This is a genomic window from Pleionea litopenaei (assembly GCF_031198435.1).
GTDB lineage: Bacteria > Pseudomonadota > Gammaproteobacteria > Enterobacterales > Kangiellaceae > Pleionea > Pleionea litopenaei.
In genome coordinates this window covers 3684216-3700349 of record NZ_CP133548.1, presented here as the reverse complement: position 1 = coordinate 3700349, position 16134 = coordinate 3684216, and the positions used below count along the sequence as shown (strand labels likewise).

Annotated in this window: 15 protein-coding genes; 9 read left to right on the top strand and 6 right to left on the bottom strand. The window is 42.8% G+C overall.

Annotated elements, in window-relative coordinates; translation table 11 throughout:
* The first annotated feature begins 36 nt into the window (after positions 1-36).
* The 3 genes from Q9312_RS16575 to Q9312_RS16565 all read left to right on the top strand — a co-directional run bounded on the left by Q9312_RS16575 (position 37) and on the right by Q9312_RS16565 (position 4351).
* The gene (locus tag Q9312_RS16575) at positions 37-1836 is read left to right on the top strand and encodes an amidohydrolase (RefSeq protein ID WP_182293491.1); all 1800 of its coding nucleotides are present in this window, start codon (positions 37-39) and stop codon (positions 1834-1836) included.
* Positions 1837-2539: 703 nt separating this feature from the next.
* Positions 2540-3877: an IS4 family transposase gene (locus tag Q9312_RS16570; RefSeq protein WP_182293610.1), complete on the top strand. Its 1338-nt coding sequence runs from the start codon at positions 2540-2542 to the stop codon at positions 3875-3877.
* Between the two features lie 258 nt (positions 3878-4135).
* Positions 4136-4351 (top strand): hypothetical protein, encoded by a 216-nt coding sequence (locus Q9312_RS16565; protein ID WP_309201980.1) that lies wholly within the window; start codon positions 4136-4138, stop codon positions 4349-4351.
* Positions 4352-4444: 93 nt separating this feature from the next.
* Here Q9312_RS16565 and Q9312_RS16560 read toward each other — a convergent pair whose 3' ends face one another.
* Together Q9312_RS16560 and Q9312_RS16555 are read right to left on the bottom strand one after the other, a co-directional pair.
* Entirely contained in the window at positions 4445-4957 is a 513-nt protein-coding gene (locus tag Q9312_RS16560) for a helix-turn-helix transcriptional regulator (protein WP_309201979.1), read from the bottom strand.
* An 8-nt stretch (positions 4958-4965) separates the two neighbouring features.
* Positions 4966-5709, bottom strand: a complete 744-nt coding sequence (locus tag Q9312_RS16555; protein ID WP_309201978.1) for a cytochrome b/b6 domain-containing protein — start codon at positions 5707-5709, stop codon at positions 4966-4968.
* Positions 5710-6164: 455 nt separating this feature from the next.
* On the opposite strand from Q9312_RS16555, the gene Q9312_RS16550 reads away from it, so the two are divergent.
* The 5 genes from Q9312_RS16550 (at position 6165) to Q9312_RS16530 (ending at position 11086) form a co-directional block, all read left to right on the top strand.
* Positions 6165-6305, top strand: a complete 141-nt coding sequence (locus tag Q9312_RS16550; RefSeq protein WP_309201977.1) for a hypothetical protein — start codon at positions 6165-6167, stop codon at positions 6303-6305.
* A gap of 155 nt (positions 6306-6460) precedes the next feature.
* Entirely contained in the window at positions 6461-7108 is a 648-nt protein-coding gene (locus Q9312_RS16545) for a hypothetical protein (RefSeq protein ID WP_309201976.1), read from the top strand.
* 309 nt (positions 7109-7417) lie between these two features.
* Positions 7418-8857, top strand: coding sequence for a RimK family ATP-grasp domain-containing protein (locus Q9312_RS16540; RefSeq protein ID WP_309201975.1), 1440 nt, complete (start codon positions 7418-7420; stop codon positions 8855-8857).
* Between the two features lie 2 nt (positions 8858-8859).
* Positions 8860-9972, top strand: coding sequence for a DUF2817 domain-containing protein (locus tag Q9312_RS16535; protein ID WP_309201974.1), 1113 nt, complete (start codon positions 8860-8862; stop codon positions 9970-9972).
* Positions 9959-11086 carry a GNAT family N-acetyltransferase/peptidase C39 family protein gene (locus tag Q9312_RS16530; protein ID WP_309201973.1) on the top strand — a complete coding sequence of 376 codons (1128 nt, stop codon included), beginning with the start codon at positions 9959-9961 and terminating at the stop codon, positions 11084-11086. The genes Q9312_RS16535 and Q9312_RS16530 overlap by 14 nt, the downstream gene beginning before the upstream one ends.
* A gap of 102 nt (positions 11087-11188) precedes the next feature.
* On the opposite strand, the gene Q9312_RS16525 is transcribed toward Q9312_RS16530, so the two are convergent.
* From Q9312_RS16525 to Q9312_RS16510, 4 genes are all read right to left on the bottom strand, one after another.
* On the bottom strand, positions 11189-11566 hold the full coding sequence (locus tag Q9312_RS16525) for a hypothetical protein (RefSeq protein WP_309201972.1): 378 nt from the start codon (positions 11564-11566) through the stop codon (positions 11189-11191).
* 197 nt (positions 11567-11763) lie between these two features.
* A complete protein-coding gene (locus tag Q9312_RS16520; protein WP_309201971.1) occupies positions 11764-13290 on the bottom strand; it encodes an amidohydrolase family protein in 1527 nt (508 codons plus the stop codon).
* Between the two features lie 160 nt (positions 13291-13450).
* Complete coding sequence (locus Q9312_RS16515; protein ID WP_309201970.1) at positions 13451-14548, bottom strand: AraC family transcriptional regulator; 1098 nt, start codon at positions 14546-14548, stop codon at positions 13451-13453.
* Positions 14549-14661: 113 nt separating this feature from the next.
* On the bottom strand, positions 14662-15042 hold the full coding sequence (locus Q9312_RS16510; RefSeq protein WP_309201969.1) for a VOC family protein: 381 nt from the start codon (positions 15040-15042) through the stop codon (positions 14662-14664).
* Positions 15043-15488: 446 nt separating this feature from the next.
* Here Q9312_RS16510 and Q9312_RS16505 point away from each other — a divergent pair, with 446 nt between their 5' ends.
* Positions 15489-16133, top strand: a complete 645-nt coding sequence (locus Q9312_RS16505; RefSeq protein WP_309201968.1) for a putative metal-binding motif-containing protein — start codon at positions 15489-15491, stop codon at positions 16131-16133.
* Position 16134 lies beyond the last annotated feature (1 nt).

The following is a 16134-nucleotide window of genomic DNA, read 5'->3' as shown; positions in this document are numbered from 1 at the left end:
GGCGATTCATTCATAGTTCCTTGGAGGAGAAACAAAATGAGGCTCTCAACTTTGGCATTCGCTTTACTATCTGTCAGTTGTATCACTTTGGCTGCAAGCCCAACAAAACCTTTTGCGGATAGAATCTATGTTGGCGGAGATATTATTACGGTCAACGACTCTGACCTTACCGCTGAAGCTTTAGCGATTAAAAATGGTCGAATTTTAGCGGTTGGTAAAGAATCAGAACTGATGAAGTTACGAGATGATAAGACAAAAATTGTTGATTTAGATGGAAAAACCATGATCCCGGGCTTCATTGATGGCCATGGACATGTTTTTACCACTGGCATTCAAGCTTTATCTGCGAACTTACTTTCCGATCCTGATGGTAATGTAAATAGTATTGCGTCGCTGCAAGAAGAACTAAGAACTTGGGTGGCGAAGCCAGAAAACGGCAATCATGGAATCATCCTGGGGTTTGGTTATGATGACTCACAGCTAAAAGAGCAAAGGCATCCTACTCGCCAAGAATTGGATGAAGTATCTAAAGACCTTCCGGTACTTATTATTCATCAGTCAGGTCACTTAGCAACTTTGAACACTAAAGCATTGGAGTTGGCAGGTTTGACGACAGAGAGCACCGATCCTGATGGCGGTAAGATTCGTCGTGAGAGTGATGGGAAAACACCTAATGGTGTGCTGGAAGAAACTGCTTTCTTTGGGACCTTGCTACCGCTATTTGCCAAACTCAACGCCAAAGAGAATGAAGTCATTTTTAAAGCGGGTATGGAGCTTTACGCGAGTTTTGGATATACCACTGCTCAGGAAGGTCGAGCTTCGACTTCAGCAGTGAAAACCATGTACAACTTAGCTCAAGAGGAAAAACTCCCTATCGATGTGGCCGCGTATCCTGATATTCAAGTGGCTCAAGAGGTTATCTCTCCTCCGTATTACTCAAGCGAGTATTCTAATGGATTCCGCGTCGCTGGGGCTAAGCTTAATCTTGATGGTTCTCCTCAGGGCAAAACAGCTTGGCTAACGGAACCTTATCTTGTTCCACCGGTTGGTCAAGAGAAAGGCTACAAAGGTTACCCGAGTATGAGTGATGAAAAAGCCGCCGAGTATATTGAGTTAGCACAACGTAATGGCTGGCAACTGTTAACCCATGTCAACGGTGATGCGGCAATTGATCAATTGCTTAATGGGATTGAAGCGAGTGAGAAAAAACACGGTGTACCAGACCGAGGTTTTATCGCAATACATGCGCAGACCGCTCGTAAAGATCAAGTAGAGCAATTTAAGCGCTTGGGCGTTTTTCCGTCGTTTTTCCCAATGCACACTTTCTATTGGGGTGATTGGCACATGAATTCCGTTTTAGGCAAAGATCGAGCAGAGAATATATCACCAACCGGCTGGGCTCGAGATTTAGGCATGATTTATACCTCTCACCATGATTCTCCTGTGGCTCTGCCTAACTCAATGCGTGTTTATTCCGCGACCGTTAACCGCGTAAGTCGTACTGGTCATGTTTTGGGGCCACAACAACGTGTGTCGGCGCTGGACGGATTAAAATCGCAAACATTATGGGCGGCCACTCAATACAAAGAAGAGAAAAGCAAAGGTTCACTGGAAGTAGGTAAACTCGCTGACTTGGTTATTTTGTCTGATAACCCGCTCACGGCAAAACCTGAAGCACTGGCCGATATCAAAGTCTTAGAAACGATAAAAGAAGGGCTAACGATATACTCAATTGATCAACAAGTCGCATTAGGCAGCTGTATAAGCACCAAACGATGTCAGGAAATCGCAACTACAGCTATGATTTCCGCAGGGCTATTGCATCACTCACATTGATCTATTTTTCATATATTTAGTAGTCAACATATAAATAGGAAGCCATTTGAGCTTCCTATTTTATAGCTAGCCCGTCTCTAAAACAGAGGGGGATTGTGGCATATTTATTTGGAGTGCTTATTGAGTCCAAACATTTATTGAGTTAACGAGAAATTCACTTCCTCGATAAATTACGGTACCTCAAAACGAACGGCACTCTATAAGAATGGATAACTTTTAGTATGAAAAAACTCTTCCTCGCAGTATCAAAGAGTAATTAATCTAAAACATTTTGGGGCGTGCGACGTGAAGTCGTATGAAGCGCTGTTCACCGCTAAACGAGTGAACCATCTGTATCACCAGATGAACCTAGGAGCCTGAATAAAGTAGCGGCTCTGACAATGTAACGAAGGTTGGTATTTGCCAATCGGGATCGAAATCGCGAGAAGACGACCCTCCTGATAACCACAATCGGGTGAGTGCTAGGTAGTCAGCATGATGAACATAAGTGAATCCGCATAAGGTGCGTTATATGATGAATCAGCGGAAGTGGTTAATACGCTGTGGCCAAAAGGCATGAGAGTCGGAAAGAGATTGCCCCATGCTCTTTCGTGATCATTGAACTCTCCGCACTATAGCGCAATGTAGATCAGATAAGGATCGGTTGACCGATCCTTCTGATGAGAGACAATCGGAAACCTGTTTATAGGTTTCCGATTTTTTTATGTCTATCCAAAACTGTTTTGCCGACTTTCTTGAAGAAAGTCCCGTTGATGTCGCTCAGTTAACCACTTTCTCTGAGCATATTCCTGATGAGTGGATTGCCAAAGCGGCAACACTTTCCGATAAAGCGACTATTCGCCGACGTCGTTTACCTAGTGATATGGTTCTTTGGCTCATTGTCGGGATGGCGTTCTTCCGCAATGAGCCTATTGCAGAAGTAGCCCGGCGAATGAATGTCTGTGCAGAAGGACTGGCTGATGAGGAGTTGTTAGCAAAAAGTGCTCTAACGCAAGCAAGACAACGTCTTGGTAAAGCCGCTCCGGAATGGCTGTTTAGGCAATGTGGTCACACTTGGGGTCTAGAACGTTACCCTGAAGATACTTGGCAAGGTTTACAAGTCTTTGCTGTTGATGGTGCTCTTTTTCGGACCGCTGATACACCGGAACTAAGAGAACATTTTGGTTCAGGTAATACATCTAGTGACAGGCAGACACCTCATCCGGTATTAAGGGTGGTCACCATGATGAATGTTCGCTCCCATGTTATTGTGGATGCAGCCATAAGCCCATATCGTCGTGGAGAAATTGCCCTTGCTATGCCCTTTATTAACTCCCTACCTGATAACTCTGTAACCTTATTAGATAAGGGGTTTTATGGCGCAGACTTACTGCTTTCTCTCCAAAATAGTGGCTCGAACAGACATTGGTTGTTACCTGCAAAGAAAGGGGTGAAATACACACTTCTGGATGAGAAAGAGAGCGATGACATGCTGGTTGAAATGAAAGTCTCTCCACAGGCACGCAAGAAGAATCCTAACCTACCTGAGAAATGGAAAGTCAGAGCAGTCACCTATCAAGTTGCGGGTAAGCAGAAAACCGTGTTTACGTCCCTGTCTAGGGAAGACTACGATGCAAAATCCGTCGCCGAGCTTTATCACGAAAGATGGGAAATTGAATTGGGGTATCGAGACATAAAAAGTTCGATGCAACACAATGCTTTGGTGTTGAGAAGTAAGACGGTCGAGCTTGTCTATCAAGAGTTATGGGGGCTATTACTTGGTTATAACTTGGTGAGACGAGAAGCCAGCCAAGCAGCAGTAGAGCATGGTCGAATGCCCAACGAAATCAGTTTTAAGTACGCTTGTCAGTTCATTGCGAGTCAACTAAAAGTGATGAGTAAAGCGGTGTCTCCGGGTAATACGCCAAAGCGTCTGAAAAGTCTGCGTGGCGACTTGTCTATCCTTTTTATAGACAAACGCCCTAAGCCTAATCGGCCTAGGGCGGTAAAAATATCAAAGACCCGATATCCTGTTAATCGCAAGGCAGCTCCGCTTAAGTGAACTACGTTGCACCGAAAGGTGGGCCTTTTTTGTTTGTGGGGTTGGTGTGGATGAAAACCCGCGTTTAAGGTTCGACGAGCAGCGCCTGGAGCGCTGCCGAACATCGGAAGTATGACGATGGCCCGCTAGGGCGAGGCACATGGATGTGCCGAGTATTCCCGCCGGTAACTGATCGTTGCGAAAATCAGAAAACAGACAAGCCGGCAAACTTTCTATTCACCGAAAGGTGGGCCTTTTTTGTTTGTGGGGTTGGTGTGGATGAAAACCCGCGTTAAGGGTTCGACGAGCAGCGACTGGAGCGCTGCCGAACATCGGAAGTATGACGATGGCCCGCTAGGGCGAGGCACATGGATGTGCCGAGTATTCCCGCCGGTAACTGATCGTTGCGAAAATCAGAAAACAGACAAGCCGGCAAACTTTCTATCGACCGAAAGGTGGGCCTTTTTTGTTTGTGGGTCAGGTAAGGATGAGTAACCCGTGTTACGGGTTCGACGAGCAGCGCCTGGAGCGCAAAACTTTAACCGTTAAAGCCCTCGAGCCAATGAGTGAGTTTGAGATAAATCAAACTCAAATATCAGAACCTGGAAGCAAATCTTCCAAGAAAAATGCAGCGAATTCTGCTCTGTTTTTTAAACCGGCTTTCGCATAAACCGCGCTGAGTTGGGCGCGTATCGTTTTTTCTGAAGTTCCTCTAAACTCGCCTATTTCATTCAAGCTAAAGCCTTTCAGCAACAAAAAAGACACCTCTTTTTCAGCCGGAGTAAGGCCCCACTCCGACAGCTGAGCTTCAATCATCTGCGACAGACCGTTGATATGCTCTTTTGCATGAATACGCCATTGCTCAGCTTCTTTCTTATATGCAGAAGAATTCTGTAATTCTTTCGATAAGCTCACTTTTAATTGCAGCATATTTCTAAGAATAAAAATAACACCAATAATAGACATTACCCCTGCACTTCCTTCAATGAATATATGCCAAAGCGGCACTCCTTCATCAAAGTCAGTGATCAGGTCCGTAACGATCATAACGCTTATTAAACAGAATATGCCTAATAAAAAAATGCGTTCTCTATTTTTCATATTAATCCTTAGTCGTGCTCTTCGTGCTCCTCACTCTCTCCATGCTTATAACCATCGAAGTCATCTCCTTCATTTTCATACAACTGAAGCTGGCTACCAAATATAGAGAGAGTCCTAGAGGAACTGTCAAAATTTTGAATTAAGTAAGCAGAAAAACCAACGGTCAAAAACAAAAATAAGAGCCCAACCCCCAAATGCCTAGAGACAGGCTCAGTAGTTTCGGGTAAGTCTTGTTTGAAGCCAGTCACCATGCTCATAGCGATTGAGTCTTTATGTTTTGACTGATGTATAATAACACCAGCTATATGCAATATTACGACCACTAAAAAAGTATTGGCTAATAGCTCATGAACCTCTTCCAAAACCTCCCCGGCAACACCTGTAATCATCAAGACACCGGACACGCCCAAGCCCAAGGCCAATATCATCATTATCACTGCTGCCCAACTGGAAGCCGGATTATGCCCAACCCATTTCCGATTTGTTCCAGTTAATATCCCTTTAAGATAACTAACCAAATTCTTCAAATTTAGCGAAAAGTCAGAAAACTTGGCATGTTTGCTGCCGAATAGTCCCCAGATAATCCTTATTACTACGCTGAAAACCATGATTAATCCAAAAATCATATGGTAAGAAAAAGCGAGGTTCTCATCATCAATTGTATTTGAAATGGTAAAAGCGGTAATGAGCGACCCTGCAAAAATCCAGTGGAAGACCCTAGTAGGTAAATCATAAACTCGAGAACTCATCATCTGTACCTATTCGATTGTTATATGAGGACTTAGTATGAAAAAGCTTAAGCTTCTGAGCATCCAATGAGTGTCTTAGGTGGAAGAATTTTCATGCGACAAATGCCCTATATCTATATTTTTTGCCGTTCTAGACTTGATATTCCAAAACTATCCCAGTAGCTCACTTTCAAAATAAGAGCGAATGCTCAACAAACGACGACTTAGCGATAAAGCCATGAAAAGCAATAAAGTATCAACTATCGTTTACTCGCAAAGCGCGTGAGCACTGCCAATAGGTTACCAAGCTCCTGCTAGCGTCTGACGAATTTAGTTCCTAAGTTCATGCGTAAGCATAAACTCGCATTAGCTTATCAATACCATTGCAGGACCGCTTCAGCCTCTATTGTGAAATCTTCATCAGCAAACCACTACACCTCAAAGAGGTGGGCCTCTTTTGTTTTTGGGTTTGAACTTCAATGATGGTTTTAGTTTTTAATCTACTCGTTGGGTTACGCTCCGCTAACCCAACCTACGCTTTAACGTTACGGTTAAACTTGGATGTTCTCACCGACGTAGGTTGGATTGACGAAGAAAACCAAACAATGACCCTACCCTGAAACAGCAGTTTATTCGTTGGGTTACGCTTCGCTAACCCAACCTACCCAATCATCTCAAAGTTCAATATCGATACTTGCACTACTCTTTTAAGAACACTAAAGGTAAACTCAAAATATCTCGCCTAGACCTAAAAACAAATTTAGAGGTTACAACATTGAGTAAAAATAAACTCATCGTGCTTATTATTCTAATTTCTTCAATATTCATTGGCTTGCCATACATTATTACTGCCAGCAATGGTAAATCAGAACCCAAAGCCAAAACCTCAAATGAGACTACCCAAAAGAATCATAGTATTGATTACAACGAAGAAATTGTATCTGAACAAAATCAAGGCAACTTGAGAAGCACAGGCGAGACTGATGAATTAGAAAACAAAATCATAAAACAAGAAGCAGAAAGTAGTGTCATAGAGAGTAATTTGATGGTCAACGATTCTTTTGCGCAGCCTAATGTTATAGCCTTATTGAATAGTGAATCCTTTTTCTCGCAAATAGATAGTTTAGAGGCAAATTCAAAAAACTATGAAGCTAACTTGGCCAAAAAGAACAAATTTTTAGAATCTGTTCAAGTTCATAAAGAATACCAAGATGGCAACGTTTGGATTCAACAGTTTAATTGTGGCGATCGATTATGCGCAGGGAGTTTTAGAGCATCCACAAAAGATGCTTGGGAAAACTTGAATTCAACGATAACAGATAATACGACAAAGATTTATCAAGAGATTATATTAGACGATGGCAGTTATGAGTTTAGAATAATAGTTTCTAAAACAATAAACAGTATTACCGCACAAAATTAGGTTCTCGCTACCCGCATTTAGGTTATTAACCTTAATTTATTATGGCTGTCCCCGTAGGTTGGGTTGACGAAGAAAACCCAACAATGCCTCTCCTCTGAAACAGCTGTCTATTCGTTGGGTTACGCTCCGCTAACCCAACCTACACAATCTACAAATCATCAACAAAAAATAGTGCACAAAATCTAACCGTGGATTAAAATAGCTTGCTCGATCAGCATACCCTTGCCTTCTAGCACTTTACCCGTTTAGAGGGTGCCCCAACCTTCAGTCCTTGATGCGCCAAAGCCCCTCAACCAAGGACATATTTGAATGTACAAAACATTGTTTGTTGTCGATGACAGCAACACCTCGAGCCTGCCTGCAGGCGCGATTAGCTTTGCCGATTATTTACGTGACTACCCCAAACTTGGCGAACCTAAAACTCGAATTATCAACCTCTGCGACACGAGTCGTTACTTGAGCCAAGGTTACTATTGTTCATTACTCGCCGAGGCGCGCCACCATGTTGCTATGCCCAGTGTTAAAACCATCAACGCGCTACGGGCTGATGGAGCCTTTCTTTGGCTCAAATACCAGCAATTAAAAAACGAAGCGGCGCCGACTGAACCGGTGCAATTGATTATCTGCATGGGAAGCCCGCTCGATGGCAACTACCCTTCAATTGCCGCGCGAATTTTTCGTGAATGGCCAGCGCCTTTGTTAAAGGTCGACTTAGTACCTGAGACCAAAGGTATTCGTGCGCATGTCCAAAGGCTCAGTCTGAATCAATTATCGGACGCAGAGCAAACGAAGGCGGTTACGACACTCGAGCGCAACACCAGTTCACGCTGGCAAAAACATAAAGACGAAAAGAAGTTTCGTTGGGAAATGGCCATGTTGGTCAATAAGAGTGATAAGGTGCCGCCTAGTAATAAAGGAGCGCTCGATCGCTTTGTCAAAGCCGGCGCTAAATTAGGTATTGCCGTTCACCCAGTTGAAGCGCATGAATTAGCAAACTTGAACCAATACGATGCGCTGTTTATTCGCGAAACAACGGCCATCAATCACATTACTTATCAACTGGCTTGCCGTGCAGAAGAACTCGGTTTGGTTGTAATGGATGATACCGACTCGATTTTACGTTGCTGTAATAAAGTTTACCTACACGATGCCTACAACTACCAAAAAGTTCCTAGCTTAAAAACTGAGTTTATTCTTGATAACCAAGCGAATACGCTAGACCAACTTGAGCAAACCTTCGGATACCCGCTCGTTATCAAAATGCCTGAAGGATCCTTCTCTAAAGGTGTGTATAAAGTTAAGTCGAGACAAGAACTCGAGCAGCTAACATCTGAGTTATTAAATGAGTCTGCTATGCTGCTGGTTCAAGAATACTTGTTCACTGAATATGACTGGCGCATTGGTATCATTAATGGACGAGCCATTTATGCCTGCCGTTACTACATGGCGCGCAATCATTGGCAGATCTATAACCATGGTTCGTCACGAAACTTTTCTGGTGGCTTTGATGCCTTGCCCACTTTTGAAGTGCCACGACAAGTGTTAAAAGCTGCGTTAAAGGCGGCGGCGGTTATCGGAAACGGTTTATACGGTGTTGATCTTAAAGAGGTCGATGGTAAGGCTTATGTGCTGGAGGTTAACGATAACCCAAGCATTGATCATAACGTTGAAGACGCTTACTTAGGTGATGAACTTTATATGCAGGTCATGGGCGAGTTTTTACGTCGACTCGAACAACGAGGCCAGTAATCATGCAGGCCTCTGAATTCTTTCACCATGCATTGAATAACTGCGACGCGTTTTTTAGTCGAGAGTTTAATCTTGCTCGCCAAAGATTTTTGGACGCTGGTTCTGATTTAACTTTGTCACACACTAACAAAAGCTGGCAGCTAGAGGACGACTTGCATTGCGATACCCTCTGGGTTGGATCTCATGCTGCTGAAAACGTCTTAGTGTTAATTAGCGGCACTCACGGCGTCGAAGGGTATTGCGGCAGTGGTGTGCAAAATTTTATTCTACAAAGCATAAAGCAAGATTTAATTTCGTTGCCATGTAACACCGCACTCTTGTTCATTCATGCATTGAATCCTTGGGGTATGAAGCATTATCGACGTTGTGACCAAGACGGCATCGATCTCAATCGAAATTTCGTCGACTTCTCAATGCCGTTACCCGTTAACTCAGGATACTCGAATTATCTAGAAAAACTGGCGGGCATCCAGTCTAACCAACGATTCCATGCCATTGAACAATTTGCAAAAGAGTTAGGACAACAATCGTTTGATGAAGTCTTTAGCGGAGGACAGTACCACTGTGACTGGGGTCCTTTCTATGGCGGGCAACAGGCCTCTTGGTCCAATCGAGTCATCGAAGAAATCGTTAATCATTATCAGCTCAATGAGAAGTGCTTGATTGTACTCGATATACATTCAGGACTTGGCCCCTGGGGTTTTGGCGAACTGATCAGTGATCATCCGCTAGGATCAAACGGTGCTAACTTCGCACATCAGCTATTTGAAAATGCCGTCGCGCAAACACTAATGGGCGGATCTTTCTCCGTCTCGAAACACGGCTTACTTGATTATCGCTGGCAACAAATGATGCAAACTCACGGCTGTTTTCTTACTTTGGAATTTGGCAGTTTTGGTACCGCCGCTTTGTTTCAGGTTTTACTCGACGACCATCTATTGCATCGAGAGAAAACTGGATTAAGCGAAGCAGAAATTCATCAGCAAGCTCAACAAATGCTGCAACACTTTTGTCCAAAAAACTCGTTTTGGGAGCAAGCCGTATTATTTAAAAGCTGGCAAGTCGTTGAGCAAACGTTAAAGAAACTATCAGGTAGCAACCATGTCATTGCTTGATTCTACAGATTTTACTCATAAAGCGACGCTTGCTGATTTAAGTTCACTATTAACACTCGAAGAAGCAAGCTTTAAAACCGACCGATTAAGCAAACGAAGTTTTAAACATCACATTCAATCGACAAACTCGTGCCTACTCGTTGTACGTGATGAACAGCAACGTTGCATAGCTTATGGACTTGTTTTGTACCATCAAGGTACTCGCTTGGCGCGTTTGTATTCCCTTGCGGTTAGCAAAAACGCTCGAGGTCAAGGTATCGGGTTTAAGCTACTCACTGAATTAGAAAAGAAAGCGGCCGACAATGAACGTCATTACATGAGACTCGAGGTCGCTAAACATAATCAGACGGCTATCGATCTTTATCAGGCCAATGGATATCGAGTGTTTGGAGAATATCAAGATTACTACGATGATCATGATGACGCCTTGCGCATGCAAAAACGAATTCGAGCTCCCAGAGGACCGAGCTTAAAACGAAACACACCGTGGTTTCGACAATCAACGGAATTTACCTGCGGACCCGCGGCTTTGCAAATGGCCATGGCCAGCTTAACCAACGACTATCAATACACTTTAGAAAACGAACTGGATATCTGGCGTGAAGCCACCACGATATACATGACGTCTGGTCACGGCGGCTGTCATCCATTTGGTTTAGCCATCGCAGCCCATCATCGCGGTTTCGAGGCGGATGTTTGGTTAAGCACTTCACAACCTCTGTTTGTTGATGGAGTACGTTCTGAGCATAAAAAGCAAATCATGCAAAGGGTTCATCATCATTTTCACAGCCAGTGTGTCGAACAAAACATTAGCATTTATGAAACACCAATAGGTTATGACGATATTTCGAATGCCCTTGATCAGAATTACGCGGTACTCATTTTAGTTAGTACCTATCGACTCGATGGAAAAAAGGCACCGCATTGGGTGGTTGTAACCGGTATCGATAATGATTGTTTGTTCGTTCACGATCCAGACCAAGATGAAGAATGGCAAACGCCGTTAGATTGTCAATATATACCCATTGCACATGAAGATTTCGATCGAATGTCGGCTTTTGGTAGCCAGCGAATCCGAGTGGCCTTAAGAATAAAATTGAGAAGTGCTCATTAAAACTCGAATCTATATGTACACCTCATTCCTATAAGTTTTAAAAACGAAAGCATCAACACAATGCCGCAGCATAAACTTGCAGCGGCATTGCAAAATCATAAATTAGATACCATTGTCGAATGGATTTTCATACCAAAGTGGATAGGTACACTCATGGAGATTTCTATAACCATCGATGTAACCATTTTCGTCTTCATCTTCAATACTGAACGAATGCTGACGAAAACAGCGTCCATAATCGGAAGAAAACCTTAGATTTCCAAGCTGTCCGCAATCATAAATCACCGGATCCATATCCATGTAATCTGTTCGTTCACCTTTAAAATGAATCGTATTTACGCCACATCCACTGACAAACATACCTACCAACGTCGTTCTAGAACTATCGGAGTAATAATACTTAGTTTTAGCGTATTTCGGTAACGCCATTATTCCGCCACAGAAGAAGACTATGGCCAACATAATTCCAAATTTTTTCATTTATATTTCCTTTAAAAAAATTAAACTAATTTCCACTGCAATCAATAGCGCTTTTTTAAATGTTATACAAAAAAGCGGAATTAAATTTATTATTTTGCTGGCTACAATCGCTATCAAAATTCGGACAAGCAGTGCAAAGGTTCGGACAGCCAAACCTCTGCGATAAAGTTTTAACAAGATTTCTATACAGGTTTATCTTATCGATAACCATCAATATTAAGTTTACGACTCTTCTCGTTGGCTTGCTTTACGGCTTTTAACATCGCATCAAGAATTTCTCTCGGATACACGCGACCATTAGCGATAACCGTATCGATCGAGCGTGTATTATTAATATCTTCTAAAGGATTTTTATTCAGCAGCACTAAATCTGCTCGTCGTCCTTCTTCGATAATGCCAGCATTCGATTTCATTAGTTTTGCTGGATTCGCCGTAGCTGTTGCGAGAGTTTGCGCAGGCGTCATGCCACCACGATTGAGAGAACTCAATTCATCATGTAACGAAAAGCCAGGAACGACAAGATTTGCGCCTGCGTCGGTACCGGCAATTATGTTGACGTCACGACGAATCATCGCTTTGAGTAAAATATGGTGCGCCTTTTCTCTTGCTCGCCAAAAGGTGTCATTCTTTTTATATTGATCAGAAACAGGATCATTAACCGCTTCAAACTGATTATAGGTTGGTAGCCAGCCGACTTTAAATTCGTCAGAATCTTTGGTGCCCTCTACCAAACCAGGGTTAGCATATTCGATTTCAACGTCCTTCAATGCCGCGTCAAGATCGCTGAACTGATCATGGATACTTTCCATAAACCAGAGTACAGAGTTCACTGCGATGTCATTGGCCAAAAGGTCGTCAATGATTGCGTCACTTCGAGCTTCGACATGCGCGTAGAAAGCCACGGGGCCTTTTTTATTAATTGAACCAAACTCTCGAATTAAAATTCGAACAATTTCTTCTAGATGAGCGACTTCACGCTGTTGAGTATCCGCTAATTCAGATAAATCCATGCTCAAGGGAAAGTGACCCGTTGTCGGTACCTTCAACTCAGCCGCTAGCTTGTTTACCGCTCGATAAGTTGGCATATCGAGATGATAAATCTTTATCGCATCATACCCTTGCTCTGCGTACTCTTTGACTAACTGCTTGGCGTGTTCAACACTTCGTGTGTTCTTATGAAAGGTAATAAGCTCCCAAAATGCACCTTCAATCAGGCCCATTGAGTCAATTGGAGGTGACGACACAAACATACGCGGTCCTACACGACCTTGATCAATTTCTTTGCGCAGTGCTAAGCGCTCCTCAGGCCCACCTAAATCTCGAATATGGGTAACACCATTGGCAATGTAGAGTAGAAGGTCGTTGGGACTTTTGAGTGTATGAGCATGCGAGTCAACAAGACCGGGTATCAAATATTGGCCTCGTCCATCAATGACTCTTGCCTGAACAGGCGCTACGCCATTTTTGACTATTGAGACGATTTCACCCTGATCGATCACCACCGTTCGGTTCTCTAACATGCTCTTACCATCGGGAGACAGGATGCTTACTCCAGTGATTGCCGTCAGTTCTGGTACGGTCGAAAACGCGGAGTGATCAACCTGCTCAGTATGAGCTCCGTAGATAAAATTTACGCCATTTTTAAACCAAACTAAATAACCTGACGCGAAGACAACAGCGCATGCGATTAAGCCCAAAAGCCATTTTGAAAGTGTTTTTAACATAATAGTTTCCATCGGTGATTGATGAAACAATTTCAACACTGATGCGGGGTGTAGACGTCCAACGTTATAAGATTGGACGTCTAACTTGATGATTTCGTACCTTTTTATTAGAAATAACGCATTTACAAACGCTTAAAAAACCACCAACGTCGAATTGCGTTTACTGACATCGATACTGGCTTGGGGTTTGACCCGTCAACTTTTTGAAAATCGCATTGAAACTGCTTTTCGAAGAGAAGCCGGCATCCATCGCTAAGTCTATCAGTTTTCGTTCACTGTTCTGTTTCAATTGTTCACACACTTCTGCGACCCGGAATTCGTTAATAAACTGATTAAAATTCTTGCCTTCATGATGATTGATGGATTCGGATAATTGATGCGCACTCACACCAATTTTGTCTGCCAGCGAGGTTAACGTTAGATCTTGATCACGGTATAGCGCCAACTCCTTAACCTGAGTTTCAACAAGCTGCATAATGCTAGAGCGCATATCAGCTTCTAGTAGACCATTGTTTGAGCGTTCATTCGATGCTTTTCGACGCTCTAGCTGTTCTGTTAGTTTGTCTATATGGAATAAACTGGGATTCCGCCATTGAACAATGGCTATAAAGTAAACCATCAACACCAGCAATAAATCAGCGAATGTATTTAAATGAGTTTCCATGCCGAAAAAATGGAATACTATTTTCAAGCTCCAAATACTGACAGTAAAGGCAACCATGGTCCATAACCATCTAAAGACATCGGAATTGTAAGACGACAAGGCTTGCTTTGCTTCTCTTTGATAAAAGACCAACATTCGTACTAGCAGCAATACATAAAGCGCAGCTTGCCCATAAAAGATAAATTTCGTGAAAGCATGGCGTAGCGAAATAGTTTCACCCGTGGTTACATAATCTAAGGCTTTTTCAGGAGAGAACAAAATATCAACATTAACAAAGTAACAAAGTAATAGTGGTAGTAAATGTATTAAATCGCCTTTAGTGGGAATTGTGCCGGTTATGGCTGTTCGGCAATATAAATAAGTGAGTGCGCCGTAACTCGAAGGAAAGAAAACCAGCCAACCGATCGTCCATGCCAAAGGACCATCTCCAGAGGCAACAATAATTGGCAATACAAAGGTTGTAGCCAGTAGTAAACATTGTATTCCAAGTAACCGACTGGCGAAATTGACACGTTTGTCACTGAGCAGCAAAAAAAATAACAACAATCCCTGCAATGCACCAATGATTAATATAAAACTCTGAATTTGCGACATAGGTTTTCGTTTTGATGGTTATTGTTTGCAGCGATAATTCTATCGACACAGACAGTCAATGTCGATGGATGTATATGCTCCACGAGAAAGGAATTATACAGTCAGAATCGTTTTCACTGACTCTGTTCAACTCGCCAAGGCGGGTTCAAACGATTTTCACCTGCCCAAAAAAGTTTTATTTTATTGCCCGATGGATCATGCAAGATTGCTTCTCTCCAGAGGTAACTCATATCGGTTGGTCGTTGTTCGAATTGAAACCCTTTGTTGATCAGTGAAGATACTAATTCATCCAGCTTTTCATGCTCAAAGTAGATCACGCTCCCATTGACAAAATCGTCATCTTGCAGCGATAACGAAAAGGTCGCCTCTCCCTCTGGGCATTCAAACCGCGCATAATGCGGAGAGTCGACAATCTGTAGAAACCCCATTTTTCGATAAAATGCAGCGGCCTCTGCCATATCTTTTACCGGCAAAGTGACCTGATTCATGTTCATAATCTATTCCTTAAGTGTTCTAGTTTCGTCGAAGGCGAAGTTTATACAGAGAATAACTTTATAGAGCATAACTTTATAGAGCATAACTTTATAGCGAATAGCCTCTTATAAAGTAACTTCACAGAGAAATATTAATACGAGTGATTTTAATAAGCGCTACCTTATAAATCTGTCTTAACAGAATAGTCTTTTCTGGGCGGGTGTTTAAGAGAACTAACCCAACGCCTGCTTTACCATTGCAGCCATTCATACCACAAATATCTCATTAAACAATACTCAATATCTCAATTTTGCAATTCGTCGGAATATGGGTAAACTGACCAAAGCAATCAGGAGGCGTTTTAGTAGTAATGGACATTGCCATGCAGTCGATTGTCACGAGCAAAGAATAAAATCAACAGCATTAACGCTCGAGTTAACAGAGACATTGATCATGGAGGCATGCAATGGAACACCAACGAAAGTATTTATTTATTGCGACTGTCGCTGCTTTGAGTACTTATATTATTACTGCAAGTACCGCAGAAAAAAAGATCGACCCAACCAAAGTCAATCCACCAACAGTAACGCAACCTAACATTAAACCACCCAAAGTCATTAATCCCAATGCGTTAACTACCGCTGAGCGCAATGCATTGCGCAAGCAATTGAACCAACACCGAATTGACTACAGAAAATATATGGATAAGTTGAAAGATTATCGCGACAGAGTTGCCGATGAAAAACTTATTCGCAATCAAAATACTGCTCGTGCAAGAACCAATTTACGCAGTCAAAACCATGAATGGGAAGGAGTCTACGACTGCAATGATTTTGATCCCGCAATCAATCCTACTCAAAATGAAGTGTGTGACGGCATCGATAACGACTGCGATGGCGACGTTGATGAAAATGTCACGGCCAATTTATTTCTCGATGCCGATGGCGATGGTTGGGGCGACCCGAGCAAGCCCATTAAAGCATGCTGGGAAGAGTCTGGTTATGTCTCTCGCGCACACGACTGCGATGATCAAAATTTTCAGATATTTCCGGGCTCACATGATGTAGAAGGTGACGGTATTGATGCCAACTGCGATGGCAAAGACGGTTAAA

Coding starts and splice junctions, on each gene's coding strand:
- Q9312_RS16515 (WP_309201970.1), bottom strand. CDS start 14,548: ATGTCGCAAATTCAGAGTTTTATATTAATCATTGGTGCATTGCAGGGA.
- Q9312_RS16555 (WP_309201978.1), bottom strand. CDS start 5,709: ATGATGAGTTCTCGAGTTTATGATTTACCTACTAGGGTCTTCCACTGG.
- Q9312_RS16565 (WP_309201980.1), top strand. CDS start 4,136: ATGAAAACCCGCGTTAAGGGTTCGACGAGCAGCGACTGGAGCGCTGCC.
- Q9312_RS16570 (WP_182293610.1), top strand. CDS start 2,540: ATGTCTATCCAAAACTGTTTTGCCGACTTTCTTGAAGAAAGTCCCGTT.
- Q9312_RS16520 (WP_309201971.1), bottom strand. CDS start 13,290: ATGTTAAAAACACTTTCAAAATGGCTTTTGGGCTTAATCGCATGCGCT.
- Q9312_RS16560 (WP_309201979.1), bottom strand. CDS start 4,957: ATGAAAAATAGAGAACGCATTTTTTTATTAGGCATATTCTGTTTAATA.
- Q9312_RS16505 (WP_309201968.1), top strand. CDS start 15,489: ATGGAACACCAACGAAAGTATTTATTTATTGCGACTGTCGCTGCTTTG.
- Q9312_RS16525 (WP_309201972.1), bottom strand. CDS start 11,566: ATGAAAAAATTTGGAATTATGTTGGCCATAGTCTTCTTCTGTGGCGGA.
- Q9312_RS16540 (WP_309201975.1), top strand. CDS start 7,418: ATGTACAAAACATTGTTTGTTGTCGATGACAGCAACACCTCGAGCCTG.
- Q9312_RS16510 (WP_309201969.1), bottom strand. CDS start 15,042: ATGAACATGAATCAGGTCACTTTGCCGGTAAAAGATATGGCAGAGGCC.
- Q9312_RS16530 (WP_309201973.1), top strand. CDS start 9,959: ATGTCATTGCTTGATTCTACAGATTTTACTCATAAAGCGACGCTTGCT.
- Q9312_RS16575 (WP_182293491.1), top strand. CDS start 37: ATGAGGCTCTCAACTTTGGCATTCGCTTTACTATCTGTCAGTTGTATC.
- Q9312_RS16535 (WP_309201974.1), top strand. CDS start 8,860: ATGCAGGCCTCTGAATTCTTTCACCATGCATTGAATAACTGCGACGCG.
- Q9312_RS16550 (WP_309201977.1), top strand. CDS start 6,165: ATGATGGTTTTAGTTTTTAATCTACTCGTTGGGTTACGCTCCGCTAAC.